This is a genomic window from Serratia ureilytica, from assembly GCF_013375155.1.
In the GTDB taxonomy this organism is placed as follows: Bacteria; Pseudomonadota; Gammaproteobacteria; order Enterobacterales; family Enterobacteriaceae; genus Serratia; species Serratia ureilytica.
Window position 1 is genome coordinate 1 of record NZ_JABXOF010000002.1, and the last position, 26,121, is coordinate 26,121.

26 protein-coding genes and 1 pseudogene are annotated in these 26,121 nt (G+C 58.2%); 11 read left to right on the forward strand and 16 right to left on the reverse strand.

Going from position 1 to position 26,121, the window contains the following annotated elements; genetic code table 11:
- Together HWW83_RS03365 and HWW83_RS03370 are read right to left on the reverse strand one after the other, a co-directional pair.
- Positions 1-815 (reverse strand): annotated as a pseudogene (locus tag HWW83_RS03365) (FKBP-type peptidyl-prolyl cis-trans isomerase N-terminal domain-containing protein); the annotation flags it as partial.
- Positions 812-1,216 carry a YuaE family lipoprotein gene (locus tag HWW83_RS03370; protein WP_033643360.1) on the reverse strand — a complete coding sequence of 135 codons (405 nt, stop codon included), beginning with the start codon at positions 1,214-1,216 and terminating at the stop codon, positions 812-814. The gene HWW83_RS03370 and the pseudogene HWW83_RS03365, both read right to left, overlap by 4 nt.
- Before the next feature lie 444 nt (positions 1,217-1,660).
- On the opposite strand from HWW83_RS03370, the gene HWW83_RS03375 reads away from it, so the two are divergent.
- Positions 1,661-3,481, forward strand: a complete 1,821-nt coding sequence (locus HWW83_RS03375) for a putative phage tail protein (RefSeq protein ID WP_176588987.1) — start codon at positions 1,661-1,663, stop codon at positions 3,479-3,481.
- A gap of 130 nt (positions 3,482-3,611) precedes the next feature.
- Here HWW83_RS03375 and cutC read toward each other — a convergent pair whose 3' ends face one another.
- Positions 3,612-4,370: a copper homeostasis protein CutC gene (gene cutC, locus HWW83_RS03380; protein ID WP_060660624.1), complete on the reverse strand. Its 759-nt coding sequence runs from the start codon at positions 4,368-4,370 to the stop codon at positions 3,612-3,614.
- Between the two features lie 101 nt (positions 4,371-4,471).
- Here cutC and HWW83_RS03385 point away from each other — a divergent pair, with 101 nt between their 5' ends.
- On the forward strand, positions 4,472-5,620 hold the full coding sequence (locus tag HWW83_RS03385; protein WP_101452904.1) for a MalY/PatB family protein: 1,149 nt from the start codon (positions 4,472-4,474) through the stop codon (positions 5,618-5,620).
- Here HWW83_RS03385 and HWW83_RS03390 read toward each other — a convergent pair.
- On the reverse strand, positions 5,617-6,183 hold the full coding sequence (locus HWW83_RS03390) for a VOC family protein (RefSeq protein WP_164057242.1): 567 nt from the start codon (positions 6,181-6,183) through the stop codon (positions 5,617-5,619). The two genes, HWW83_RS03385 and HWW83_RS03390, sit on opposite strands and share 4 nt — an antisense overlap.
- 475 nt (positions 6,184-6,658) lie before the next feature.
- Positions 6,659-6,817 carry a hypothetical protein gene (locus tag HWW83_RS03395; RefSeq protein ID WP_154219869.1) on the reverse strand — a complete coding sequence of 53 codons (159 nt, stop codon included), beginning with the start codon at positions 6,815-6,817 and terminating at the stop codon, positions 6,659-6,661.
- Positions 6,818-7,017: 200 nt separating this feature from the next.
- Between HWW83_RS03395 and argS the strand changes: the two genes are divergently transcribed.
- Complete coding sequence (argS, locus tag HWW83_RS03400; RefSeq protein ID WP_033650942.1) at positions 7,018-8,748, forward strand: arginine--tRNA ligase; 1,731 nt, start codon at positions 7,018-7,020, stop codon at positions 8,746-8,748.
- A 66-nt stretch (positions 8,749-8,814) separates the two neighbouring features.
- Here argS and murJ read toward each other — a convergent pair whose 3' ends face one another.
- The 4 genes from murJ to rimJ all read right to left on the reverse strand — a co-directional run bounded on the left by murJ (position 8,815) and on the right by rimJ (position 12,608).
- Positions 8,815-10,350, reverse strand: a complete 1,536-nt coding sequence (murJ, locus tag HWW83_RS03405) for a murein biosynthesis integral membrane protein MurJ (protein WP_033643367.1) — start codon at positions 10,348-10,350, stop codon at positions 8,815-8,817.
- Between the two features lie 106 nt (positions 10,351-10,456).
- Positions 10,457-11,377, reverse strand: a complete 921-nt coding sequence (locus HWW83_RS03410) for a Gfo/Idh/MocA family protein (RefSeq protein WP_033643368.1) — start codon at positions 11,375-11,377, stop codon at positions 10,457-10,459.
- Entirely contained in the window at positions 11,370-12,014 is a 645-nt protein-coding gene (locus HWW83_RS03415; RefSeq protein WP_042784746.1) for a YceH family protein, read from the reverse strand. Before HWW83_RS03415 ends, HWW83_RS03410 begins: the two co-directional genes overlap by 8 nt.
- A gap of 9 nt (positions 12,015-12,023) precedes the next feature.
- Positions 12,024-12,608, reverse strand: a complete 585-nt coding sequence (gene rimJ, locus HWW83_RS03420) for a ribosomal protein S5-alanine N-acetyltransferase (protein WP_033644290.1) — start codon at positions 12,606-12,608, stop codon at positions 12,024-12,026.
- Between the two features lie 346 nt (positions 12,609-12,954).
- On the opposite strand from rimJ, the gene mdtH reads away from it, so the two are divergent.
- The 5 genes from mdtH (at position 12,955) to HWW83_RS03445 (ending at position 17,648) form a co-directional block, all read left to right on the forward strand.
- Positions 12,955-14,160: a multidrug efflux MFS transporter MdtH gene (gene mdtH, locus HWW83_RS03425; RefSeq protein WP_176588988.1), complete on the forward strand. Its 1,206-nt coding sequence runs from the start codon at positions 12,955-12,957 to the stop codon at positions 14,158-14,160.
- Positions 14,161-14,233: 73 nt separating this feature from the next.
- Complete coding sequence (locus HWW83_RS03430) at positions 14,234-14,482, forward strand: hypothetical protein (protein ID WP_033643371.1); 249 nt, start codon at positions 14,234-14,236, stop codon at positions 14,480-14,482.
- A 127-nt stretch (positions 14,483-14,609) separates the two neighbouring features.
- Positions 14,610-15,257, forward strand: a complete 648-nt coding sequence (grxB, locus tag HWW83_RS03435) for a glutaredoxin 2 (protein WP_096242321.1) — start codon at positions 14,610-14,612, stop codon at positions 15,255-15,257.
- Positions 15,258-15,291: 34 nt separating this feature from the next.
- Entirely contained in the window at positions 15,292-16,932 is a 1,641-nt protein-coding gene (locus HWW83_RS03440) for an ABC1 kinase family protein (RefSeq protein ID WP_060660621.1), read from the forward strand.
- A gap of 152 nt (positions 16,933-17,084) precedes the next feature.
- Positions 17,085-17,648, forward strand: coding sequence for a lipoprotein (locus HWW83_RS03445; protein WP_016927416.1), 564 nt, complete (start codon positions 17,085-17,087; stop codon positions 17,646-17,648).
- Positions 17,649-17,705: 57 nt separating this feature from the next.
- Here HWW83_RS03445 and yebF read toward each other — a convergent pair whose 3' ends face one another.
- The 5 genes from yebF to cspE form a co-directional block, all read right to left on the reverse strand.
- On the reverse strand, positions 17,706-18,065 hold the full coding sequence (yebF, locus tag HWW83_RS03450) for a protein YebF (protein ID WP_033643374.1): 360 nt from the start codon (positions 18,063-18,065) through the stop codon (positions 17,706-17,708).
- A gap of 70 nt (positions 18,066-18,135) precedes the next feature.
- Entirely contained in the window at positions 18,136-18,444 is a 309-nt protein-coding gene (yqfB, locus tag HWW83_RS03455) for a N(4)-acetylcytidine aminohydrolase (RefSeq protein WP_004927562.1), read from the reverse strand.
- Positions 18,445-18,483: 39 nt separating this feature from the next.
- On the reverse strand, positions 18,484-18,807 hold the full coding sequence (locus HWW83_RS03460; protein ID WP_060660620.1) for a YebG family protein: 324 nt from the start codon (positions 18,805-18,807) through the stop codon (positions 18,484-18,486).
- A gap of 88 nt (positions 18,808-18,895) precedes the next feature.
- A complete protein-coding gene (gene dbpA, locus HWW83_RS03465; RefSeq protein ID WP_060660619.1) occupies positions 18,896-20,278 on the reverse strand; it encodes an ATP-dependent RNA helicase DbpA in 1,383 nt (460 codons plus the stop codon).
- A gap of 147 nt (positions 20,279-20,425) precedes the next feature.
- The gene (gene cspE / locus HWW83_RS03470) at positions 20,426-20,635 is read right to left on the reverse strand and encodes a transcription antiterminator/RNA stability regulator CspE (protein WP_004927572.1); all 210 of its coding nucleotides are present in this window, start codon (positions 20,633-20,635) and stop codon (positions 20,426-20,428) included.
- Positions 20,636-20,881: 246 nt separating this feature from the next.
- Here cspE and purT point away from each other — a divergent pair, with 246 nt between their 5' ends.
- Positions 20,882-22,060: a formate-dependent phosphoribosylglycinamide formyltransferase gene (purT, locus tag HWW83_RS03475; protein WP_176588989.1), complete on the forward strand. Its 1,179-nt coding sequence runs from the start codon at positions 20,882-20,884 to the stop codon at positions 22,058-22,060.
- A gap of 34 nt (positions 22,061-22,094) precedes the next feature.
- Here the strand turns inward: purT and HWW83_RS03480 are convergent, their stop codons facing one another.
- Positions 22,095-22,334, reverse strand: a complete 240-nt coding sequence (locus HWW83_RS03480) for a YoaH family protein (protein ID WP_033643378.1) — start codon at positions 22,332-22,334, stop codon at positions 22,095-22,097.
- A 70-nt stretch (positions 22,335-22,404) separates the two neighbouring features.
- On the reverse strand, positions 22,405-23,406 hold the full coding sequence (locus HWW83_RS03485) for a glycosyltransferase (protein ID WP_042785721.1): 1,002 nt from the start codon (positions 23,404-23,406) through the stop codon (positions 22,405-22,407).
- Positions 23,407-23,931: 525 nt separating this feature from the next.
- On the opposite strand from HWW83_RS03485, the gene pabB reads away from it, so the two are divergent.
- Positions 23,932-25,305, forward strand: coding sequence for an aminodeoxychorismate synthase component 1 (gene pabB, locus HWW83_RS03490; RefSeq protein WP_069100685.1), 1,374 nt, complete (start codon positions 23,932-23,934; stop codon positions 25,303-25,305).
- Positions 25,302-25,880: a CoA pyrophosphatase gene (locus HWW83_RS03495; protein WP_033644292.1), complete on the forward strand. Its 579-nt coding sequence runs from the start codon at positions 25,302-25,304 to the stop codon at positions 25,878-25,880. The genes pabB and HWW83_RS03495 overlap by 4 nt, the downstream gene beginning before the upstream one ends.
- Positions 25,881-26,121: the final 241 nt, after the last annotated feature.

Below are 26,121 nucleotides of genomic sequence, written 5' to 3' on the forward strand. Positions count from 1 at the left end.
TGCTCCAGCGCCGCCTTCAGGTTTTTCTCTTGCTGCCCACCCTGCTGGCGTTGGCTTTCCTGCTCTTTTTGCAACTGCGTCAGCTGCTGTTGCAGTGCCCCTAGCGCCTTGGCGGCTTCGGCCTTCTGCTGTTCCAGTTCAGCGGCGGCCGCTTTTCGGTCCTGTTCATAACGCTGGCGCGCTTTATCGTTGGCAGCTTGCGCCGCCGCCAGTTTCTCCTGCCAAACCTGTTGCTGCGCGTTATCAGACTGTTTTGGCAACGCCGCCAACCGTTGCTCCAGCGATGCGATGCGTCGATCCCGCTCCTCGGTTTGCTGCTTTTGCCGCGCTAACGCCGCTTGCGCCTCGGCGATTTGCGCCTGAGCCTTACGCTCCTGCGGCGTCAGGTTCAGCGCCTGTCGCACGCCGCTGGCAAAGTCGCTCAACGCGCTCAGATCGGGCGCCGGAGCCGGTTTATCGGCAGCCGCCAGGGAAGACGCGACGCGCAACGCGGTCAGCTCCTGCTGCAGTGATTGAATGGAAGCCTGCTGTTGCTCCAGTCGGGCATCTTTCTCGCGCAGCGCCTTTTGCCACTGCGCCAGCTGCTGCTTCTTCGCCGTCGCCTCACGCGTTTGAACCTGGCGGGATGCCGACTTCTGGGGGGCCTGGGGTTGCGTGACGGCGGCATCAGCCTCCGCGGCCGGTGCATCCTGCCGCTGGTAGCGCTCGGCAAACTGCAATAACGCCGGCACATCGTCATCCGCAGCGGCCACCGCCGGCGCAAACGCCAACGGTATCATCAGGCTCAGTAACGCCTTTCTCGCACGCGGGGTCATTGGGTGCGCTCTCCACGCTCAGCCAGACCGGTCATCATGGCAGAACTGATGTCTGCGCACAGACGGCTGGTGCGATAACGATACAGGGCGTCAACGGTTTCCTGCGTCCCCGTGTTGACCCGCTGACGCACCCCGGCATACTGCGCGGCGCCGCCCATCAAAGCATCGAATTCGCGTTTGAATTTTTGGTATTTTTCGTTATCCATGCCGCGCATGGCATCCAGCTCGCGCTGGCACTGCTGCATGCGTTCGGCCTCACGTTGCCGTTTGTCTTGCTCCGCAATTTCTTCTGCGCTGGGGGGCTTACTTAAGGTAGAAACAGGCCGCTTGGTGGTCTGGCAGCCGGTCAGGGCCAAGGTCAGCAAAAGCGCAGCGGTCAAACAGTGTGCCGTTCGGGTCATTATCGTTATCTCCTTGTAAAGTCCGCCGTCGACGTGCTCTGTGGCTGCGCCGACGGCTCTCCTCATTGGTGCTGTGATGTTCCGGCCATAAAAACCGGCGGTGAATAGGTATAGAAATGCAGACGCGGTGATGAACGGCAGAGCGCAAATCATTCACCACGCCAATACATACCAAAAAAATCATTTAATATTATGATATTTAAAGGATTTTAACTCATAAACTTATCAGCAGGGCATGACGAGCGCAAGAGAAGAGATGGCGCCTGACCGACCGATAAACAGCGCAGGAACGGGCGCGGTGTCTTTACAAAGTAACAAGCTAATCCATGCTCCGAACACCGCAGCCTGACCTTCATACTGTATCAGCGCCCAACAAACCTCATCGGCTTTTTAAAACGTCCACCCTGATTGAGAATCATGTTGCCAATCAACAGGAGAGATATCATGGGCAATATGATTAGTGTGAATAACATCAGTGAATTGCGTAATCTGACACCCGCGACAGACGATCAGATTGTCTTTTTAGTTTCTCACTCCGCCGGACGTTTCGCCGGCGGCGGCGAATTCTATTATGCGAAAACGGATACAACCAGTACGGACAATAACGGTACCGTAGTGGTTACTGCAGACGGAGCCCGCTGGAAACGACTGGACACTAAGCTTACCTTCGATCACTTCGGCGCCGATCCCAGTGGCACTTTCGCCTCTGACGCGGCAATCAGCGCGACATTAAACTATGCCGCGAGTTTAAAAAACAAAGTGGTCTATGCTTCGGAAAATGCTCAATATCTGCTGACCAGCACTCAACCTATCAACGTCGCAAATGGCGTCACAGTCAGAGGATCCCGCCGCGGTATTGCTCAAGGCCCTGCAAGTCTTACAAACAATGGCCCTAATCGGGCAGGCCTTGCTGACGATAGTGCTTTCATCATCAAAAAGCCGGCAGGTACGGTTTGTTTCGCCTGCGATAAGAACGTTGTCTTTGATGGTTGGTCGTTCCTCTATCCAGATCAGAAATATACTGCCACCCAGCCGGAGGCGTTTGTTCCATACGGAGCCACCATTACCGCAACCGGCGCTCTGTCAGTCGCCAACTGCCGTTATGTAGGCGCCTATGATTTTGTTGAAGCTCGTGGAGAAGCCAACAGCTTTGAGAATATCTACGGTTGGGCAGTACGCTGCGACTACAGGGTTTATGAAAGCAGGGACATCAACAGATTTACCAATGTTCACGTCAATGCCAACGTCGTGCGCCCGACAGAAAACGCGGTGACTGCCTCTATCGCCGTAGCCGGTTCTTGTGCTTTCAATCTCGATCGCCACGACAATACGTTTATGGTGAATGTGTTCTCTTATGGCAAAAAGATCTTTATCAAAACTACAACACAAGGAACCTCCTATTTAGGCGGCCTTAGCCTGAGCAATTTCATGGCAGACAGAAATGGTACCGGAATTGATATCGACTCGGATTCCTCCGCCAATATTCAAATCTCCAACGGTTCTTATATTAATGACTATGGTGATATCGTTGGAGGGTTCCTGGTATTAAGAAAGTCTACTGGCCAATCAAATATCACCCCAGTGCAAATCAGCAATGTTAACTTCGCTACCGCTAATGGACCGAAGGGTTCACTCTCCCCTCAGGCCATTCGCTTCGAAGCGAACGGCGGGTATCAACTTTCATTCAGCAACACCGTCATGCCAATGTGGACGAACGGCAGTCTGAACAATGAAGCGGGTTACAACATTCTTAGAGGCACACTGAGCATTGCGCAACGCAGCTATCAGCTACATGCGGCTCCGCTAAATTGTTTGACGAACAGCAATATGATCGCCATCGGTGCTGACAAACAGCCTGTAGGCTGGTTTATTGATGGAAATCTGACGGCGGATAGCAATACCCTGACGGCCAATGGCGACAACCCGGCTTATAAAGGTTTGGGCCAGCGCATCCATCGGAGCATGGGATTAAGGACATTCTGGGCCATCGCATCCTATATCGGTGAACAATCTACCGCACAAGCCTCGACCGGTATCTGGGCCCGTTCATTCAACGATGACTACACTGACACGATCGAGAGCAATAATGCCATCCCCTGGATGCGCATCGGGAACCTCTATTATGCGCGGTTTGTCATGAATAATAACCGCACCATCCACGATATCCTGATCAATCCCGGTAACGGCAATAATACAGTGCGCATTTTAGCCTGCGGCATTAGCCCGGGTGAAATCTTTGACTTCTCGCCTGACACGTTGCAATAGTCTCTCGCGGCATAAAAAAGCCCCGGCAAAACGCCGGGGCCTGGTACTTGCGTGATCGCCGAAGGCTCAGTGACACGCAAAGGGGTCTTACGGCCCGGAAACCGGTTTTCAAACGCGGTTAGCTGCGTGTTTATGCGCTTTGCGCCAAGGGGTCAACCAAGGCCAGCGCGTTTTTCATCGCCTCCACCATTTCGCCATCCACGCAATAATGGCTAAATTCGTCAAACTCGTTATCGGAACACATGGTGACCCCCGCCTTGCGATAACGCATGGTCGATGGCACCAGATGGCCGGAAGAGCTGTGCAATTCATGCAGGCCGATATCGACAAACTTGTGCAAATTGCTCAGACGCACGCCGGCGCCCGCCATGATCACCGGGCCCTGGCTGGCCTGACGCAAATCACGCAACAGCGGCAGGCCCAGTTCGGCGCTCTGCTGTTGACCGGAAGTCAGAATGCGCGCCACGCCCAGGTCGGTCAGTTGCTCCAGCGCCACCATCGGGTTTTGGCACATGTCGAATGCGCGATGGAACGTGACGGCCATCCCCTCGCACAACGCCATTACCTCGCGCATGCGCGGCAGATCGATATGCCCTTCTTCGTCCAGCATGCCGACGACCACGCCGGGGAATCCCAACTCACGGATCTGGCGGATATCCTGCTTGATCACCTCGAAATCCACCGCGCCATAACAGAAATCGCCACCGCGAGGGCGTACGATCGGATGAACCGGAATCGAAACCCGTTCCCGCGCCAAACGCAGCGTGCCATAACTCGGCGTCAATCCGCCCTCGCTCTGGCTGGCGCATAACTCGATACGATCGGCGCCCGCCCGTTCGGCCGTTAGCGCGCAGTCGACGCTAAAGCAACAAACTTCCAGTTTTATCATTGTCACCCCCAGATAACGGCCAACATACGGCGGCAATTGTTCATTTCTTCATTTCTCACGTAGGCTCATGCTTAGGCATAAACCGGCTCAGGGTTGTAACTATGGCATTCAATTTTGATCAATGGGTAGACCGCAGTCACAGTGACAGCGTTAAGTGGGATAAATATCGCGACCGCGACATCATTCCGCTGTGGGTCGCCGACAGCGACTTCGCCTCCCCGCCGGCGGTCATCGACGCCTTGCAGCGGCGCGTGGCGCACGGCGTGTTCGGCTACACGCACCCATCCCCCGATCTTCTTGAGGTTTTTACCCGCCGCATGGTAGAGCGCTACCGCTGGCACATCAAGCCTGAATGGATCCTTTTCCTGCCCGGCCTGGTGTGCGGCCTGAACCTGTGCGTGCGCGCCTTCACCGAAGAACATCAGAGCACGCTCGCGCCCAGCCCCATTTATCCGCCATTTCGCAAAGCGGCCAAATTCGCCGGGCGCAAGCACCTCTCGGTACCGCTGGCGGCAGCAGGCCAACGTTGGGTGCTGGATTTTTCCGCGCTGCATGGGCAGCTCAGCGGCAATGAGAAGCTCCTGCTGCTGTGCAACCCGCAAAATCCCGGTGGCACCGTTTATCGTCGAGAAGAGCTGTCGCGGCACCATCAGTTCGCCCGCGAGCACGATTTAATCGTCTGTTCGGATGAAATCCACTGCGAATTGCTGCTTGAACCCGGCGCACGGCATATTCCTTTCGCCACCCTGAACGAAGACGCGGCCCAACGCAGCGTGACGCTGATGTCGCCGTCAAAGGCGTTTAATCTCGCCGGGCTGGGCGCCTCGATAGCGATCGTCCCTAATGAGGCGCTGCGACAAAAGCTGAAACGCGCGCGCAGCGGCATCGTGCCGGAGGTCAATCTGCTGGCGCTGGTCGCCGCCCAAGCGGCCTATCAATACGGGCAACCCTGGCTGGACGAGCAGTTGATTTATCTGCGCGCCAATCGCGATCGGGTGACAGAGCGCATCAACGCCATGCCGGGATTGAAGTTGTTGCCGATTGAAGCCACCTATTTGGCCTGGATCGACTGCGGTGCGTTGCCGGTGGACAATCCGCATCAGTTCTTCGAGCGCGCGGGCGTTGGATTAAGCGCCGGTTTGGATTTCGGCGATCGGCGCTTTGTACGACTGAACTTCGGTTGCCGGCGGGCTCTGCTCGATGAAGCGCTCGATCGCATGGCGCGGGCCTGCGCCACGCTGTTCGACTAGTCTTGCTCGCTGGCGACAATGTCCCGAATGGAGTAAGGATGAAACTTGATCGTGACCGTTCCATCGGTGATGGCCAGCGTCGGGTTCGGCAACCGCTCGCCCTCGCCTTTTGGCGAGCTTTGCTTCAGTTTGATCCCCGGCGCCAGCAACGCTTCATCAGCGAGATGGCTCAGCGCGCGGGCGTGCAACGTCTGCGGATCGCCGCTCAGCACTAGCTCGACATGTTCCCACCCTTCATGCGGATACCGTTTCTCCCCGGGATACGGCAGCTCGACGCAATCTATCCGCCACGGCCCCACGGCCAGCGGCTGCTGTAAATCAAACAGACAGATAGGCCGCCCGTTGATCATCGATTCGGACAACAGTGTCCCGCATTGCATCAATCCCTGGCGCCAGCGTTCGGCGGTAGCGTTCTGGTGACAGCGCAAGGAAATGTGATCGGCGGTAAACGAGGACAGGTCAAGCTGCAATCTGGCGGCGAATTGTTGCAACGCCTGCTCGAAACGCGGCAGGTCGAGCCTCAGATCGTCAAGCTCGGCAATGGCCTGCAAGGGATTGGTCATAGAAACCTCAAAACAACGAGCGCAAAGTTAAAGGCCGTAATTTACACGGTGGCGACGGCGCTCGCCAGAGTGGCGAGATTTTTCAGCGGCAGTACAGCATAATTTTCGGTTCTGGATGGGGGACGAAAAACCCAGCGCTTATTGAGATGGCAGCTTATTAATTCGGCAATTAAATAAAAAATAGGATTTTTCGCAGGAAATTATATCATTTCCTTATGACAGTAAGATTTAAGTTATTTTGCACAAAACCCTCCGCCACCTGCGGGCTAAATCGATTGATATTTTTCGCTTAATCAAACCTCACCCACTTATATAAGTCACACAAAACATGAAGTTTAACCAATTGTAAACAAAGAGAATGCCGCGCAAAAAATGATGGAAAACTAAGGATTATCTTAATTTAATGCCGGGCAATTGATTCACTCACTCAACTCGGCTACTTTGGGGGAAATTTAAATTAGAGATGATCATTATGTTATTGCTGACGATATCCTTGGTGTTGATAATTATCGCCGTATACGCCATCTACCGTCATTTTAAATCTCGCAGCACCAATACGCTGGATTCCGGTCGCCGCAATAAAAAACGCTAGCCCCTCATTTTTTCCACCGTATATCTTCTCTCGGTTGTCCATCTTTTATCCCCACGGCAATAACGTGCGCCTCCGCAACTGTTTCATCGCTGCGGTCGCGCCAACTGCTGACGGGCTCCCTCAGATCGGTTACAATTGCAGGCTGTTTTGTGGAGGTCGCCGCCGCCCGCGCGCCGTTGGCCACCACCGTTGAATCCCTCGGGGGCTGGTTTCGGCCCCTCGTTCGTCATTAAGGTAACCCGGTGAATATTCAGGTTCTTCTTTCAGATAAAGTCAGCCAGGCGCTGATCGCCGCTGGCGCGCCAGCCGATTGCGAAGCGCAGGTCCGCCCATCCGCCAAGGCGCAGTTTGGTGATTACCAGGCCAACGGCGTGATGTCAGTCGCCAAAAAGCTGGGCATGCCGCCCCGTCAGCTGGCGGAAAAAGTGGTGCAACTGCTGGATCTCGGCGACGTCGCCAGTAAAGTGGAAATCGCCGGCCCCGGCTTTATCAATATCTTCCTGAACAGCGACTGGGTCGCCCGCCAGGCCGACCAGGTGCTGAACGCACCGAAATTGGGCATTGCGCCGGTTGAACCGCAAACCATCGTTATCGACTATTCCGCGCCGAACGTGGCGAAAGAAATGCACGTCGGCCACCTGCGCTCCACCATCATCGGCGACGCCGCAGCGCGTACTCAGGAGTTTCTGGGCCATAAAGTGATCCGCGCCAACCACGTCGGCGACTGGGGCACCCAGTTCGGTATGCTGATTGCCTACCTGGAAAAAATGCAGAATGAAAACGCCAGCGATATGGGCTTGTCCGATCTCGAGCAGTTCTACCGCGAAGCCAAGAAGCATTACGATGAAGACGCCGAGTTCGCCGAGCGCGCACGCGCTTACGTCGTGAAGCTGCAGGGCGGCGATCAATACTGCCTGAAAATGTGGCGCAAGCTGGTCGACATCACCATGGCGCAAAACCAGCTGACCTATAACCGCCTGAACGTCACGCTGACCGAAGACGACGTGATGGGCGAAAGCCTGTATAACGCGATGCTGCCGGGCATCGTCGCCGATCTGAAAGCCAAAGGGCTGGCGGTGGAAAGCGAAGGCGCCACCGTGGTGTTCCTCGACGAATACCAGAACAAGGACGGCGACCCGATGGGCGTCATCATCCAGAAAAAGGATGGCGGCTACCTCTATACCACCACCGATATCGCCTGCGCCAAGTATCGCTACGAGACCCTGGGCGCCAATCGCGTGCTGTATTACATCGATTCCCGCCAGCATCAGCACCTGATGCAGGCCTGGACCATCGTGCGCAAAGCCGGTTATGTGCCGGAGTCCGTCTCGCTGGAACATCACATGTTCGGCATGATGCTGGGCAAAGACGGCAAGCCGTTCAAAACCCGCTCAGGCGGCACCGTGAAGCTCTCCGACCTGCTGGATGAAGCCATCGAACGCGCCGAGCAGTTGATCGCCGGCAAAAACCCGGACATGCCGGAAGACGAAATGAAGACCATCGCTCGCGTGGTCGGTATCGGCGCGGTGAAATACGCCGATCTGTCGAAAAGCCGCACCACCGACTATGTTTTCGACTGGGATAACATGCTGGCCTTCGAAGGCAATACCGCGCCTTACATGCAATACGCCTATACCCGTGTGGCATCGGTATTCAAACGCGCCGGGATCGACGAAAGCAGCCTGACGCTGCCGCTGACCCTGACCGAAGAGCGTGAAATTGCGCTGGCCACTCGCCTGCTGCAGTTCGAAGAGGTGCTCACCGCCGTCGCGCGTGAAGGCACGCCGCACGTCATGTGCAGCTACCTGTACGATCTGGCCGGCTTGTTCTCCGGCTTCTACGAGCACTGCCAGATCCTCAACGCCGACAGCGAAGAAGCCCGTCAGAGCCGCCTGAAGCTGGCGCTGCTGACCGCCAAAACGCTGAAAACCGGCCTGGATACGCTGGGCATCGAAACCGTCGAGCGCATGTAAACCGCGCCGCGCGGAAAAGCAAAAAGGTCGCCGTGGCGACCTTTTTTTTTTACGCTTTCACTCGGCTCAGACGACCCGGCGCGCGAAATCACGCGGGCGGAAACCCAACCCGGCCAGCACGCCGAAGTAGGCTACCACACCAGCCACCACCACCGCCGCCAAGCGCAGCAAACGCTCCAGCATGTTGCCCTGATCCCAGGCCGGCATCAGCCACATCAAGCCAATCAGCACGGCCGACATCACCAGTACGGCAATCACCAGCTTGGTGAGGAACAGCGCCCAACCCGGCTGTGGCTGGAAGATTTTCTGCTTGCGCAGCTGCCAATACAGCAGCGCGGCGTTCAGGCAGGCCGCCAAACCGATCGACAGCGCCAGGCCGGCATGCTTCAGCGGACCGATAAACGCCAGGTTCATCACCTGCGTCATGATCAGCGTAATGATGGCGATCTTGACCGGCGTTTTGATGTCCTGACGCGAATAAAAGCCCGGCGCCAGCACCTTAACCACGATCAGCCCCATCAGCCCCACCGAGTAAGCCACCAGCGCGCGTTGCGTCATCGCCGCGTCAAAGGCGCTGAACTTGCCGTACTGGAACAGCGAGACGGTCAACGGTTTGGCCAAAATACCCAGCGCGATGGCGCTCGGCAGCGCCAGCAGAAAGCACAGGCGCAGCCCCCAATCCATCAGGCGCGAGTACTCGTCGTGGTTGCCGCTCGAGAAGCTTTTGGCCAGCGACGGCAGCAGGATGGTGCCCAATGCCACGCCCAGCACGCCGGAAGGAAACTCCATCAGGCGGTCGGCATAGTACATCCAGGACACCGAGCCGGACACCAGGAACGATGCGAAGATCGTGTTGATGATCAGCGAGATTTGGCTGACCGACACCCCAAGGATCGCCGGCCCCATCTGGCGCATCACCCGCCAGACCCCGGCGTCGCCCAATTTGATGCGCGGCAGCACCAGCATGCCGATCTTGCGCAGGTGCGGCAGCTGATAGCCCAGTTGCAGCACGCCGCCGACCACCACCGCCCACGCCAGCGCCAGCACCGGCGGGTGGAAATACGGCGCGGCGAACAGCGCGAAGCCGATCATGCTGACGTTAAGCAGCGTTGGCGCAAAGGCCGGGATCGAGAAACGGTTCCAGGTATTGAGGATCGCCCCCACCAGCGAGGCCAGCGAAATCAATAGAATATAGGGGAAGGTAATGCGCAGCAGCGCCGACGTCAGCGCAAACTTGTCGGGCGTATCGGTAAAGCCCGGCGCAGTGATATAGATCACCCAGGGCGCGGCCAGCATCCCCAGCACCGTCACCACCGCCAGCACCAACGTCAACAGCCCGGAGACATAGGCGATAAAGGTGCGCGTCGCTTCCTCGCCCTGCTGGCTCTTATATTCCGCCAGGATCGGCACGAAAGCCTGCGAAAATGCGCCTTCGGCAAAGATACGACGCAGCAGGTTAGGAAGTTTGAACGCCACGAAGAAGGCGTCCGTTGCCATGCCGGCCCCGAACACGCGCGCGACGATCGCATCGCGGGCAAAGCCCAACACCCGCGAAAACATCGTCATCGAGCTGACGGCAGCCAATGATTTGAGTAGGTTCATGTGGTTGTCTGATAGGTACCGTAAATATCAACGCCTGCAACAGCAGGCGTCAGTGAAACAATCGGCTCAGTTTACGCATCCGGAAAAGAATAGCTACCGCCATATGTTACATAGAGTTATCGCGTAACAAACGCTCGACCACCCGCTGCGCAACCAGCGCCTGCTCGCCGCCGGTTTCCGGCGCGCTCTGATTGGCGACGGCGCAGAGGAAATGCCGCACAGCCCCGTCGAAACCGCGTTGCACCAGCGTGCTTTGCCAACCCGGCACCGGCTGTTCCAACTCGCCCTGCGCATCTTCGCGCAGCCAGTGGCGCATATCGGTCAACTGATACCGCGCGCCGTCTGTCACCGCCTGCACGCTTTCGCGCTGGCTGCCGCCGCGGCGATGCATACTGGTCGTCACCAGCGTATCGCCACAGGCGAAGTGGTGCTCGGCGTACAGCATCTCGCCTGCAGCGTTGGCGCGCACGCTGCCGCTCAGCAGTTGCTCGCCTCCGCCCGCCAGCCACAGGGCGGTGTCCACCACGTGCAGGTAATCATCCAACAGGGTAAAACGCAGATCGTGAGGGCCGACGCTGTCCGCCCGATGTTTATCCATGCGAATGGAGGCGGGCTGATTCATTTGCTGCTTGAGTTGGCGGTAAAGCGGCGCGAAACGGCGGTTGAACCCCACCATCAGCGTTTTGCCCCGCCGCTCGGCCAGCTCAAGCAACTGCTCGCCCTGCTCCAGCGTTTCCGCCAGCGGCTTATCGACGTAAACATGTACGCCACGGTTAAGCAGCTCGCCAATGACCGAAAAATGGCTGGCGGTGCTGCTGTGGACAAAGACCGCATCGCACTGTTCGGCCAAGCTGTCCAGCCGAGGGAAACAGGCCATGCGGTAGCTGTCGCACAGCGGCTGCGCTTTCTGTTGATTAGGCGAGAAGCCGCCCACCAGCGTCCAGTCCGCCGCCTGACTGAGGATCGGCAGGTAGGCCTTCTGCGCGATGCTGCCCAGCCCCACCACGCCCACGCGCAATTTAGTCATGCGTTTCCCTCGCCAACAGTTGCTGCACCTGCCGTTTCAGCTCCGCCACGTCGTTTTCCAACGCGCTGACCCTGGCGCTCAATTCACCGTCGATCTCCGACTCGAGCGCCGGCGGCGCCTCATCGATTGGCCCGCTGAACAGATGCATGAAGCGGCTTTCGCGCTTGCCCGGCTCGCGCGCCAGGCGCACCACGAACGGGCCGTCTTCGCGCGTGGTCAACTGCTGCAGCACCTGTTCGACCTCGCTGACATCGCTGAACTCGTGCATTCGGTTGGTGCGCGTGCGCAGCTCGCCCGGCGTTTGCGCGCCGCGCAGCAGTAAGGTGGCGATCACCGCCAGTTCGGCGGGAGAGAGCTTCAGCTGGCCAAACTCGGAATTGCAAAACCGCTGCTCGTATTTCACGACCCGATTGCCGAACCCGCTGAGGGTGCGCAGGAAATGTTTGCGCAGCAACAGATCGAGGAGTTGCTGCACCTCGCTTTCGCTCAGATCCATCACCGGCTCGCGGTTGGTCTTTTGGTTACAGGCCAGGGTAATGGCGTTAAGCGAAAGCGGGTATTGGTCCGGCGTCGTCACCTGTTTTTCCAACAGGCAGCCGATGACCCGGGCCTCTTTGGCGTTCAATTCATATTTCATCGTTTGGCCTCAACGTGGGGGTAGCCACTCTTTATTGGTGTATGCCGTCAAAACGTGGTCTTGCCACTTGCCGTCGATCAGCAGGTAATCTTTGGCGTAACCTTCGCGTTCGAATCCCAGACGCGTCAGCAATGCGCCGCTGCGCTGGTTATGCGGCATATAGTTGGCCATGATGCGGTGCATGCGCTGTTGGCGCAGCATATAGCGGATGGCGGACTGCAAGGCTTCGAACATCAACCCCTGCCCCTGCCATTTCTCCCCCAGCGAATAACCGAGGAAGCAGGCGTGAAACGAACCGCGCAACACGTTGCTGAAGTTCGCCACGCCGCGGACTTCCTGCTCTTCCGGATCGAGCAGGATAAAATAGTAGGCGCTGCCCTGCTTTTGCATTTCAGCGATCATCCCCAGGCGCGCCTGCCAGCCGGACGGATAACAATGGCTTTCATCGCGCACCGGCTCCCAGGGTTTGAGAAAGGTCCGGTTCTCGGCATAATAGTCCGCCAGACGATAGGCGTCCCGTTCATGCACTAAACGGACCACCATCCGGTCGGTAGTAAGACGTACTTTTGGCGATGCAGAGCGGTAGCCGAACATCATTTCCCCCGCGGTCAAAACGGTTCGATAAGAAGTATTTATTAGGAAGCCTCGTGGATAATTATCCGACGCCAATCTGAGGCCATGACTTTATGTTGCCAATAGCGCCTCAGAACCGCGCTCCCTTGCATTCAATATAACCGTAGGCCGCCCCCGAGGTAAAATACCGGCCGCTCAGTAAATCGCCGAATACGCGTTTTACGGCGTTTTTCCGCCAATTTTGCAGTTCAGGTAACACCTTGACGATAAAAAAATATTATCTACTCCGCCCCTGTCGCCGTCCGCCAATTGGGTAGAGAATGGTGGGGTTGCCTTCCCCCTCTCTCTTAATTGCTCATGGTGATGCATGTCTCTGGTGTCGCAAGCGCGCAGCTTGGGTAAATATTTTCTGTTGCTCGACAACCTGCTGGTGGTTTTAGGCTTCTTTGTCGTGTTCCCGCTTATTTCGATCCGCTTCGTCGATCAGCTGGGATGGGCGGCGCTGATCGTCGGCATCGCGCTGGGTTTGCGTCAGTTGCTGCAACAAGGGCTCGGCATCTTTGGCGGCGCGGTCGCCGATCGCTTTGGCGCCAAGCCGATGATCGTCACCGGCATGCTGCTGCGCGCCGCCGGTTTCGCCACCATGGCGATGGCCGATGCGCCGTGGATCCTGTGGTTCTCCTGCGCGCTGTCGGCCCTCGGCGGCACGCTGTTCGATCCGCCGCGTACCGCTTTGGTGATCAAACTGACCCGTCCGCACGAACGCGGCCGCTTTTTCTCGCTGTTGATAATGCAGGACAGCGCCGGCGCGGTAGTCGGCGCGCTGATCGGCAGTTGGCTGCTGCAATACGATTTCCACTTTGTCTGCTGGGTCGGGGCGGCGATCTTCGTGCTGGCCGCCGGCTGGAACGCCTGGTTACTGCCGGCTTATCGCATCTCCACCGTGCGCGTGCCGATGAAAGAAGGCATGTTGCGGGTCGTGCGCGATCGCCGCTTCCTCACCTATGTCCTGACGCTGACCGGCTACTATATGCTGGCGGTACAGGTGATGCTGATGCTGCCGATCGTGGTCAATGAAATTGCCGGCTCACCGGCGGCGGTGAAATGGATGTACGCGATCGAAGCGGCGCTGTCGCTGTCGCTGCTCTATCCGCTGGCGCGTTGGGGTGAAAAACATTTTCGGCTTGAACAACGCCTGATGGCGGGCCTGCTGCTGATGACGCTCAGCCTGCTGCCGATCGGCCTTGCCAGCAGCCTGCAAGGCGTGTTCACGCTGATCTGCTGTTTCTATCTGGGTTCGATCATCGCCGAGCCGGCGCGCGAAACGCTCAGCGCGTCGCTGGCCGATCCGCGGGCGCGCGGCAGCTACATGGGCTTCAGCCGCCTCGGGCTGGCGTTGGGCGGTGCGTTGGGATATACCGGCGGCGGTTGGATGTACGATACCGGGCGGATGATGAACATGCCGGAGCTGCCCTGGCTGCTGCTCGGCGCCGTAGGCTTCGCCACGCTGCTGGCGCTGTACTGGCAATTCAGCCCGCGGCGCAACGCGTCGGTGATACTGCGCGGCGGCTAACGCCATAGAAATCCGGCCGAATCGGCAACAGCTGCTATCCTGTTAGTAAAAACACCCACAGGAGCCCGTCGGCATGAGCGAAGAAGCCAAATTACCGCAACTACTCGAACATATGATACTGAACTTGCGCATGATTTATGCGCGCTCCACTCTGGTGGAAAAGGCGCTGGCGCATATCCTCGCCAGCGACGCCGGCCTGAAAAACGATATTATCAAACAGCTGCAAGTCGTCACCGCCGCCAACGAACGCGATCAGATCGATTTGGAACAAGCCCGCATTCACCTGATCGATGTGCTCAACTCGGTACCGGTCAAGAAATAGCACTCCTCGCCCGCGCCTGTTGCGCGGGCAATATCGCAATAACGCACCATCCAACACACGCGTTTCAAGACAGCCTCGATAAGCTGTGGTAACTATTGCTGTTAAAACCTGACAACCCGGAGCAAGCATGAAACTGTTCATTTACGATCATTGCCCATTCTGCGTTAAAGCCCGCATGATTTTCGGCCTGAAACATCTGCCGATTCGCCTGGTCACGTTGCTCAACGACGATGAGACGACCCCGTTCAATCTGATTGGCAAAAAAATGGTGCCGATCCTGATCAAAGACGACGGCGAAGCGATGCCGGAAAGCCTGGATATCGTGCGCTATGTCGATGGCTTGGACGGCAAACCGGTGCTGACCGGCCGCACCACCCCGGCCATCGCCGAGTGGTTGCGCCGGGTCGACAGTTATGCGGCCAAATTGCTGTTGCCGCGTATTGCGCATGCCGATTTCGAAGAATTTGCCACCGACAGCGCCCGCCGTTACTTTATCGATAAAAAGCAGGCGTCAATCGGTAATTTCGCCGAGCATCTCGCCAACAGCGCCGATTTGATCGCCGAACTGGAGGCCGACCTGCAAACGCTGTCACCGCTGATCGTCTCCGCCGACGCCGTGAACGGCGAGCTTTCTGAGGACGATATTCATCTGTTCCCGCTGCTGCGCTCATTGTCGATCGTCGCCGGGGTTGCCCTGCCGGACAACGTGGAAGCCTACCGCAACCGCATGGCGCAGCGCAGCGAAGTGCCGTTGCTGCTGGATATGGAACAATAACGTTCGACAGTCACAAAAAGGATATGGCGTACTGATGCTGAAAATGGTGCTCGCCACCGCTCGCGATCGGGCGCGGCTGAAGGAAATTACTTCCGTTCTGATTCGTTATGGTTTGCAAGACGTTCTGCGCCTGCTGGGCCTGGGGGCGTTGCTGCGTGGCGCCCGCAGTGAGCCCGCACGGCAGAGCGCGCAGCCCCTTCCTCAGCGGCTGCGCGAAGCGCTCGAGGCGCTCGGCCCAACCTTCGTCAAATTCGGCCAGATCCTGGCCACGCGTTCTGACCTGCTGGATCCGGCCTGGACCGACGAACTGGATCGTCTGCACAGCCAGGCGGCGGTGTTGCCATGGGAAATGCTGGCGCCGCAGATCATCGCCGATCTCGGGGATGATCCCGAGCAGCTGTTTGCCGAATTCGATCGCACACCGCTGGCCGCGGCGTCGATGGCGCAAATTTACCGCGCGCGCCTGCACAGCGGCGAACAGGTAGTGGTGAAAGTGCTGCGCCCCGGCCTGGCAAAAACCATTCACGCCGATCTGCGGCTGCTGGCCTCGCTGGCGGAAACCGTGGAGCAGCAGAGTCAGGCGCTGGCGCGCTATCGACCACGGCAGATGGTCAGAGCGCTGGCGACGGCGCTCAATCATGAACTGGATTTGACCCATGAAGGGCATAACTGCGATCGCGTCGCCGGCATGTTTGCGCGTGAACCCGACGTGGTCGTGCCGAAAATCTATTGGCAATGGTCTTCTCCGCGTCTGTTAGTGCAGGAATACTTGCCCGGCACCGCGCCGGAGAACCCCCGGCAGTTGGCGGAAGCGGGATTTGACGGCCCGCTGCTGGCGCGGCGCGGCGCCCGCGCCTTTATGAGCATGGTGCTGGAGCACCGGCTGTATCACGCCGATCCGCACCCCGGCAACGTGATGGCGCTGAGCGGCGATCGCGTCGGCTTCATCGACTTCGGCATGGTGGGCCAGCTGTCCGAACGGCGGCGCAACCAGTTGCTCCTGCTGCTGCAGGCCATCGCCGATCGTCAGTCCGAAGGCATCGTCAACACGCTGATCGCCTGGTCGGACAGCGAACCGCTGGATCTGATGGACCTGGAGCTGGCGGCGCAAAACTTTCTCGACAAGCAGGCCGCCGCCTCCCTAACGCTCGGCAAAGCCCTCACTGACCTGTTGGTGATGGCGCGTGAGCACCAGCTGGCGCTGCCGCCGGATCTGGTGCTGCTGTTCAAGGCCTTAATCACCGCCGACGGCGTGCTGCACCGGCTGGATCCGGCCTTTGACATCGTCGCCACGCTCAAACCGATGCTGCAACAAACGGTGCTGCAACGCTATGCCCCTGACGCCGTGCGCCAACGACTCTTGGCCCTGGGCGGGGAAGCGCTCGACGCCGGAGAGGAGCTGCCGCAAACCCTGCGGCTGTTGGTGCGCCGCCTGAAACGCGGGCAGCTCAATGCCGACATTAACGTCAAGAACCTCGGTCAGTTGAGCAAAGCGCTGGAGCGCAGCGCCGTTACCCTGGCCATCGCCATCGTCACCGCCGCTTTTGCCCTGGGGCTGGCGCCTTATCTGATGCATTCGTCGCTGCGGCTGTGGGGCATTCCGCTGTTCCCGCTGTTGGGAGGCGCAGCCTGCCTGGCCGGCGTGATCCTCTTGGCGCTGCGATTACGGCGCTGACGCTTTCGGCGTTATCCGATAGGTCTCGCCCTGTTTTACGCGCACTATTCCCGCCATACCGCCGCCTGCCGTTTTCACGCGCAGGCGGAGCGTTTATAATGATTAATCAATTATCTGCAGCACTTTTCGCCAGCAGTCGCAATGAGGCATTAATGAAGAAGATCCTGATGGGCGCAGCCGCCCTGCTGTTCGCCGGCGTATTGGCCGGTTGCAATCAACTGACCCAGTACACCCTGAGTGAGCAGGAAGTGAATGACTACCTGCAGAAACATAACGACTATCAGAAGCAAATCGGCGTGCCCGGCCTGCTGGACGCCAACATCGTGCTGACTCAGTTGCAAAGCCAGATCGGCCGCAGCGAACCGGGTAAAGTCACCCTTTCCGGCGACGCCAAGGTCAACATCACGTCGATTCTCGGCCCGCAGACCGCTGATCTGAAGCTGACGCTGAAGGCGCAGCCGGTTTATGACCGGGCGCAGGGCGCCATTTTCCTGAAGGACATGGAGCTGACCGATTACAGCGTGCAACCGGAAAAAATGCAGACGGTGATGAAAGCGCTGACGCCGTATCTGAACCAGTCGCTGAAATCCTACTTCGACCAAAAGCCGGCTTATGTGCTGAATCCTGACAACAGCAAAACCGAAGCGCTGGCGAAAAAACTGGCGAAAGGGTTGGAAGTGAAACCGGGGGAATTGGTGATCCCGTTCAGCGACTGACGCCGCCTGAGAACATCAAGCCCGCCGCTCGGCGGGCTTTTTACTGCCGGGAAAGCGTTACTGTGGGGCGCTGTAGGCGATTTCGCCGGTGTTGCAGTTGAGCGTCACGTTGTAGGTTTTATCTGCCTTGGTGCCACGCACCGTCAACGGCACCTGCCATACCTGATCCTTGCCGCTGATGGCATCCGGGCTAACCCAGGCAATCGGCGTTGCGGTACCCAGCAGCTTTTTGTCCGACTCCCAGCGCGTAATGCGGTTCTGCAAGAAGTCGCGCTTGACCTGGGCGGCGATATCCGCCGGCTGCAGGCCCGCACACTGCCCCACCTTGGCGGCGCGCTGTTCGTGATCCTGCGCCCACACCGTCGTCGATGCTCCCATCATGGCCAACAAGGCGATAGCCAAACCCGTTTTTTTCATATGTCCTCCCGTTGTGATTAGCGCTATCCGGGCGCCCATCCCTGGCTCACAACAGGGCTTCGGCAAAGGGTTACCGTTTGACGAACTCAATGACAAACAGCGCATCCAGGCCCGGATAGATTTCCTTGATCACCTGCTTCAGTTCGCCGAGCGACATGTTCTCCTGCTGTGCGTGGCGTTCGGTCAGCGCATCCAGGCGCACCGGCGTTACCGACAGCACTTCGATAAAGCAGAAAAATACGCCGTCCTCATTGCGGCTAACGCGCAATACCTCGCCCGGTTCAAAATGCGATTCACTGGCATCCCGAATGGTGATGGTTTTACGCCCGGCCAGAATGTCTTGCTCAAAGCGGCTGAAGAAAGTTATTTCACGGCTCATTTTAGATCCTTTTTCATCACAACACCGCAACATAAGTCATTATGCCGCCTGCTTTTCTGACGCAGATCCCTCTTTTGGGGTAGAGTCCGCTTTTTTCGCTTTGCTTTCCGCCGGTTTCTTGAGGGTTTCCGCCGGCGATGCGCCGCGCAGAATCAGGCCCAGCGCATCCTTGTTTTCCGCCAGGAAGAAGCTCAGCCCTTCGCGCTGTTCGTCATCCAGGTTCAGCGGCGCCTGCTGCAGCCACTCCCCAAGGTTGTCCGCCAGATCCAGCATTTTGTCGTAGGCGTCGGCTTCTTTCTTGCTCGCGAAAGTCATTTTTTCCTCACCGTTTCTCACCACCACATATTTAACTTCAACCGCCATGCGTGCGTCCTCAAATACTCAAATTACTGTTATTATATACAGTATAAATAGATCGTGGCGGGAAGGCAAACCGCCGCCCGCCTTCGGCTTATTTCAGCAGCCGCACCTTGCAGCTTTTGCCTTTGATTTTGCCCTGCTGCAACTGTTGCAGCGCCTTGCGCGCGCTGGCTTTGCGGATCGCGACATAGGCATGCACCGGGAACATATCGATCTTGCCCACTTCCGCCGCCGTCAGCCCGGCATCACCGGTCAGCGCCCCGAGAATATCGCCGGGACGGATCTTCGCCTTGCGGCCGCCGTCGATGCACAGCGTCACCATTTCCGCCTCCAGCGAGCCGTTGGCCGCCCCGCTCAGCTCGGACACCGGCGACCAGTCGACGTTCATATGCAGATAGTCTTCAATCGCGTGCGCACGCGCCATTTCCTGCGGCGTGCACAGGCTGATCGCCAACCCGCTCATGCCGGCGCGGCCGGTACGGCCAATACGGTGCACATGCACTTCGGGATCGAACGCCAGCTCGTAGTTGACCACCAGCTCCAGCTCTTTAATATCCAGCCCGCGTGCGGCGACGTCGGTCGCCACCAATACCCGGCAACTGCGGTTGGCGAAACGCACCAACACCTGGTCGCGGTCGCGCTGTTCCAGATCGCCATGCAGCGCCAGCGCACTGATGCCGCGGGCCTCCAGGGCCTCAAGCACCGTCTGACAGTCGCGCTTGGTATTGCAGAACACCACGCAGGACGCGGGTTGATGATAGCGAATGGCCGACACCAGCAGCGCTGGGCGCTGATCGCGCGTGGTCTCATAAAAGCGTTGTTCGATGGAGGTCTGCGCTTCGCCATCGCCCACCTCGACGCTCAGCGGCTGGCGTTGAACGCGCGCGCTGATGCGCTCGATGCCTGCCGGGTACGTGGCGGAAAACAGCAGCGTCTGACGTTGCGGCGGCGTATAGCTGATCACATCGTCGATGTCGTCGGCGAACCCCATGTCCAGCATGCGATCGGCCTCATCCAGCACCAGCACCTTCAGCTCGTCCAGCTGCAGCGTTTTCTTGCGCAGGTGTTCCTGGATACGGCCCGGCGTCCCCACCACGATGTGCGGCGCATGCACCAGCGAATCGAGCTGCGGCCCCATCGGCTGGCCGCCGCACAGCGTCAGGATCTTGATGTTTTGCGTAAAACGCGCCAGGCGACGCAGCTCTTTGCTCACCTGATCGGCCAGCTCGCGGGTGGGACAGAGCACCAGCGCCTGCGTGGCGACCTGACCGACGACGATACTGTTCAGCAGACCAATGCCGAAGGCCGCCGTTTTACCGCTGCCGGTTTTCGCCTTGGCGCGCACGTCCCGCCCTTGCAGGATGGCGGGCAATGCGGCGGCCTGTACCGGCGTCATTTCGGCGTACCCCAGTTCGTTGAGGTTGGCCAACTGTTCGGCTGGCAGCGGCAGGGAAGAAAAAGAAACTGTGCTCACGGCGATAACTCTTATGTGACGAATGGAATGGCGGCGCGCCCGCAGGTAAGCGCCGAATCAGCGGTAAATGATAACAGAGATGGGCGGCGTTACGGGGTGCGGGCATAAAAAAACCCGCCGGCGGCGGGTTTCTTGGCAACGCAGTCGTTAAATCGCAACGACGTTGGCTGCGGCTGGGCCACGTTGGCTGTCCTGGATGGAGAACTCAACCTGCTGGCCTTCAGCCAGGGTCTTGAAACCATCGCTGACGATAGCGGAGAAATGAACGAAAACGTCTTTAGAGCCGTCGGCAGGGGTGATAAAGCCGAAACCTTTGCTTTCGTTGAACCATTTAACGTGACCAGTGATCTTGCTCATTTGTGTTTCCTTTACTTGATAAACCTGCCTTGACGGCACGAGACGCGAAAACCTTTAAATAAGTAGGCCTTCTTTCGCCGTCGGTTATTAACGCACAATCGCTCATACAGGGCAAATATTTCTGTTTGTTATAAAAACAGCCAGTTAGCAACAAAACCGGCGCGGCGGCTGCGCGCGCAATCGTTTTCGTATATACTGCCCGCCGATCATCAATCCGCTTACTTTCACCGATCCAGGTACGAAACTATGTTAACGATTGGAACCGCCCTGCGCCCTTCCGCCACCCGCGTCATGTTGCTCGGCTCCGGCGAGCTGGGTAAAGAAGTCGCCATTGAATGCCAGCGCCTCGGTCTGGAGGTGATCGCCGTCGATCGCTACGCCGATGCGCCGGCCATGCATGTGGCGCACCGCAGCCACGTCATCAATATGCTGGACGGTGACGCGTTGAAAGCCGTCATCGAACACGAGCGGCCGGACTATATCGTTCCCGAAATCGAAGCGATCGCCACCGCCATGCTGGTCGAGCTTGAACGCCACGGCCACCGCGTAGTGCCCTGCGCCGAAGCCACACGCCTGACCATGAACCGTGAAGGCATCCGCCGTCTGGCGGCGGAAGATCTCGGTCTTCCCACCTCCAGCTACCGCTTTGCCGACAGTGAAATCGCTTTCCGCCAGGCGGTTGAGCATATCGGCTACCCGTGCATCGTCAAACCGGTGATGAGCTCTTCCGGCAAAGGCCAGAGCCTGATCCGCACGCCCGAACAGCTGCAAAGCGCCTGGGATTACGCCCAACAGGGCGGCCGTGCCGGCGGTGGCCGGGTGATCGTCGAAGGGCTGGTAAGATTTGATTTTGAAATTACGCTGCTGACCATCAACGCCGTGGATGGCGTGCATTTCTGTGAGCCGATCGGGCACCGTCAGGAGGATGGGGATTACCGCGAGTCCTGGCAGCCGCAACGCATGTCGGCTACGGCGCTGAGCCGGGCCCAGGCTATCGCCGAGAAAGTGGTGAAGGCCCTGGGGGGCTTCGGGCTGTTCGGCGTGGAGCTGTTCGTCTGTGGCGACGACGTGATCTTCAGCGAAGTGTCGCCACGCCCACACGATACCGGCATGGTCACGTTGATTTCACAGGATCTGTCTGAGTTCGCCCTGCACGTGCGCGCGTTTCTCGGTTTGCCGATCGGCGCTATCCGCCAGTTCGGCCCTTCCGCTTCGGCGGTGATCCTGCCACAGCTCACCAGCACCGATGTGCGCTTCAGCGGATTGGAAAACGCGCTGAGCGGGCACAACCAGCTGCGTCTGTTCGGCAAGCCGGAAATCGCCGGCCAGCGCCGCCTGGGTGTAGCGCTGGCGACGGCGGACACCACGGAACTCGCGGTGGAGCTGGCGAAACAGGCCGCCGCCGCCGTAGCGGTCAACCGCTAAAACTGACGGGGCCGCTTGCGCGGCCCCGATAACATCAATAGTCTTCGTCTTCTTCAGCATCGTCATCCCGCGACGCCTCCGGCGCGGCATCCTGCTGTTCGTCTTCGTCATCGAACAGCACCGCGACATGAGCGCCCTGATGCTTCTCACGAATTTCCTGCGCAACGCGAGCAATGGCCTCACCGCTGCTCATGCCCTGTTCCATCAGCTGATGGATGCGATCCGCCGCTTCCTGCTGCTCCGCGTGGCTCAGTAATGGCATACCTGCATGCATGTGTCGTTCTCTCCGGCAAAAGGGAGAAGGAGTATACGCGCTAACGCGGCGGATCCCAACGTCTTGTGCCTCAGGCCGGCTGTGAACAGCCGTTATCGTTGCGCCACTGCTTTAAACGGTGCCGCCACAGCATGACATGCCACCCCTGCTTCACGCCGCGCGCATTGGCGAGCATCGCTCTGTCGATGCCACGTTGGTAAAACTCTTCGGTAATCTGATTCTGAGCGGCCGGATCCGGCTCACGGCGAATGCTGTGGCAAATCCCCAGCGCTTCACGGGTGATCTGCCAATGAAAAGCCGGCCGAATGGCGATGGTGCTCGCATAACGCAGGTTGAGCCGCTCCAGCATTTCGACGATTTTCATATAGTGGCGCTGATAATCCACGTTAGCCTTGCCGGTGCGGCGGCGATTGCTGATCGACTTGTCGTGCACCCGTTGGCGGTACAGCGGCGTGCTTAAATATTTGACCCGCTTGGCATTAAACATGACCTCCGTCGTCCAGGGAATATCCTGGTGATGTAAGCCCGGTTCAAAATAGAGCCGATGCTGGCGGATAAAATCGAGACGATATATTGCCAACCACACAACGTGAATAAACTTTCGCGATTTCAACGCGCGTTCGAACCATTGAACGCCAGTGATAACATCAGTGGTGCGTAAACGCTCCTGAGGAAAAATCGGCTGCAATTCGTCCTCGCTGGCAAAATAGCGTTCGCCATTGCATTGCATCACGTCTAATTGGTGCCGTTCGGCCTGCTCGAGCAGCGTGGAATACATTTCCGGCGCCAACAGATCGTCAGCGTCGGGAAACGCCACGTATTTTCCTCGGGCAACGGCGAGCCCGGCATTACGCGCATTGGAAACGCCGGCGTTCGCCTGATCGATAACCCGAATATGCGGATGCGCCGCCGCATAGCGGTGGGCGACCTCCCCCGAACCGTCGGTGGAACCATCGTTAACGATGATCACCTCCAACCGCTGTTCTCGTTGGGCAAGCAACGAAGCCAGGAAAGGTTCTAACAGTTCTCCCGCATTGTGCATCGGGACAATGACGCTCAGCATTAACGACATAGGCAGCTCTTCAATAATAATGTAACAAAATGATAATTTTATTTTTTTGAAAAATAGCAATCGCTTCAGCGCCCGAGCGAAATATGACGCGAACATTCACATTTCCGCCGCGAGCCAAATAAGATTCATCTTGTTTGTCTTTTCATGCTTTCTACAAGAAAAGCGTTCCACAACAAGGAATAACTTTCACAAGACGGCCACCTTAAAAAACACAGGCAAAACCGTTTCGCATCGCCCGCTTAATAAAAGCGAGCAACAATAAAAGTGTGAAATTAACGAGTTGTCTTTATATTTCTCGGGTCTTGCGCCCTCGGTGAAAAATGCTTCCAGTTATTTTGACGTTAAATTTTTAACATATCGAAGTATAAACAATGGCGCAAAAAATGCCTTATTTCAGGTTTATTGAACTGCCGTTTATGTGAGGTGTGCTGCATGTCTCGCCTGGCAAAACATGCATGCCATGGCCGTCTATGGCACACTAGCCGCCAGATATTGCCGTCTTCACAGCCAGGTTTATTGACGTTCATGAGCGTAACCGCCCCAAACATAAAGTCTTTGCCCTACCATCGCAGCGCCCTGATGACGCTTTTTGCCCCGCTTTCATCGCGGCCTTGGGCGATGCTGCTGCACTCAGGCTTTGCCGACCATTCGCACAACCGCTTCGATATTCTGGTCGCGCAGCCGCGCATTACTCTCACGACTCATGGCGCCACCACAGAAATCGCAAGTGACGACGTAACAATACGGTCGCAACAAGATCCGTTTGAGTTGTTGCAACAGCAGATGGTGGCGCAAGGTTGGCAACCGGCCTTTAATCCGGATCTGCCGTTTCAGGGCGGCGCCCTGGGGCTGTTCGGCTACGATCTTGGGCGGCGGGTGGAAAGCTTGCCGCAGTTGGCCGAAGCCGACCTCGCCTTACCGGACATGGCGGTGGGCATTTATGACTGGGCGCTGATCGCCGACCACCGGCTGCAAACGCTGACGCTGCTCAGCTATGGCGACGTGGAACAGCGCTGGCGCTGGCTCAATAGCCAAACCGCGCCTGCGGCACGCCCTTTCACACTGCTGAGCGATTGGCGCGCCAATATGAGCCGGCAGCAGTACGGCGAGAAGTTCCAACGCATTCAGCACTACCTGCGCAGCGGCGACTGTTACCAAATCAATCTGGCGCAGCGATTCTCCGCAGACTATCAGGGAGATGAATGGCAGGCGTTTTGCCAATTGAGCGCCAGCAACCGCGCGCCGTTCTCCGCGTTCTTGCGTCTGCCTCACAACAGCGTGTTGAGCGTTTCTCCCGAGCGCTTTCTGTGGCTGGAGCAGCAGCGCATCCAAACCCGCCCGATCAAGGGCACGCTGCCGCGGCTGGCGGACGCGGAACAAGACGCCGCACAGGCTCGTCGTTTGGCCGGTTCGCCCAAAGATCGCGCTGAAAACCTGATGATTGTCGATCTGCTGCGCAACGATATCGGCCGCGTCGCCCAGCCCGGCAGCGTGCGCGTGCCGGAACTGTTCATCGTGGAGCCGTTCCCGGCGGTGCACCACCTGGTGAGCACCATCACCGCAACCCTGCCGGACACCGCCTCGGCGACCGAACTGCTGCGCGCCTGCTTTCCCGGCGGCTCGATCACCGGCGCGCCCAAGGTGCGGGCGATGGAAATCATCGAAGAACTGGAGCCGCAGCGTCGCAACGCCTATTGCGGCAGCATCGGTTACCTGAGCGCCTGCGGCACCATGGACACCAACATCACTATTCGCACGCTCGTCACCGAAAACGGCCGCATCCATTGCTCCGCCGGCGGCGGCATCGTGGCGGACAGCCAGGAACAGGCGGAATATCAGGAGACCTTCGACAAGGTTGGCCGCATTCTGCCGCAGCTCGGGGAGTGCGCCCAATCGTGATCCCACCAAATGCACCGGCCTCACTGCACGCCTTTATCAGCCGTTTCCAACTGCAGCTGCCGCAGGCGGCGCAGATCTCGCACAATGTGCGCCCGGCCGCGGTGCTGATCCCGATCGTCTGTCGCGCCGAGCCAACGCTGCTGTTGACCCGCCGCGCCGACTCGCTGCGCAAACATGCCGGCCAGGTGGCCTTCCCCGGCGGTAAAACCGACGCTGAAGACGGGTCGGCGATCGTAACGGCGCTGCGAGAAGCGCAGGAAGAAGTGGCGATACCGCCGCAGGCGGTTACCATACTCGGCCAAATGGCGCCGCTCGACAGCAGCACCGGATTTCAGGTCACGCCTATCGTCGGCCTGGTCTCGCCGGACGTGCAGTTCCGCGCCAACGAAGGCGAAGTGGCTGACGTGTTTGAAATGCCTTTGCGGGAGGCGCTGACCCTGTCGCGTTACTACCCGCTGGACATTCATCGCGCCGGCCATACGCACCGGATTTACCTTTCCTGGTACCACAGCCAGTTTATCTGGGGGCTGACCGCCGCCATCATTCGCCGCCTGGCGCAGCAAGTCAGTATTTAGCCGGCATTGCGTGATCTGACTCGCAATCTGGCACGGTTGCCGGCCTCCGCTGCGGGTAAAGCGATCGAAATCACTTCATTTGATCGCTTTTTCAACTACCGTTCCGGTTGAATGGTTTTAAAAAAACTGTAAACCCTCTCTTAAACCTTACGAAATACCTGTAAAATACCACCGCCCGAGATAAACCACTGTAGAAACAGGGATTAAGCCGGCGGCGTTCAGCAAGGAAAGCTGGCGCGAT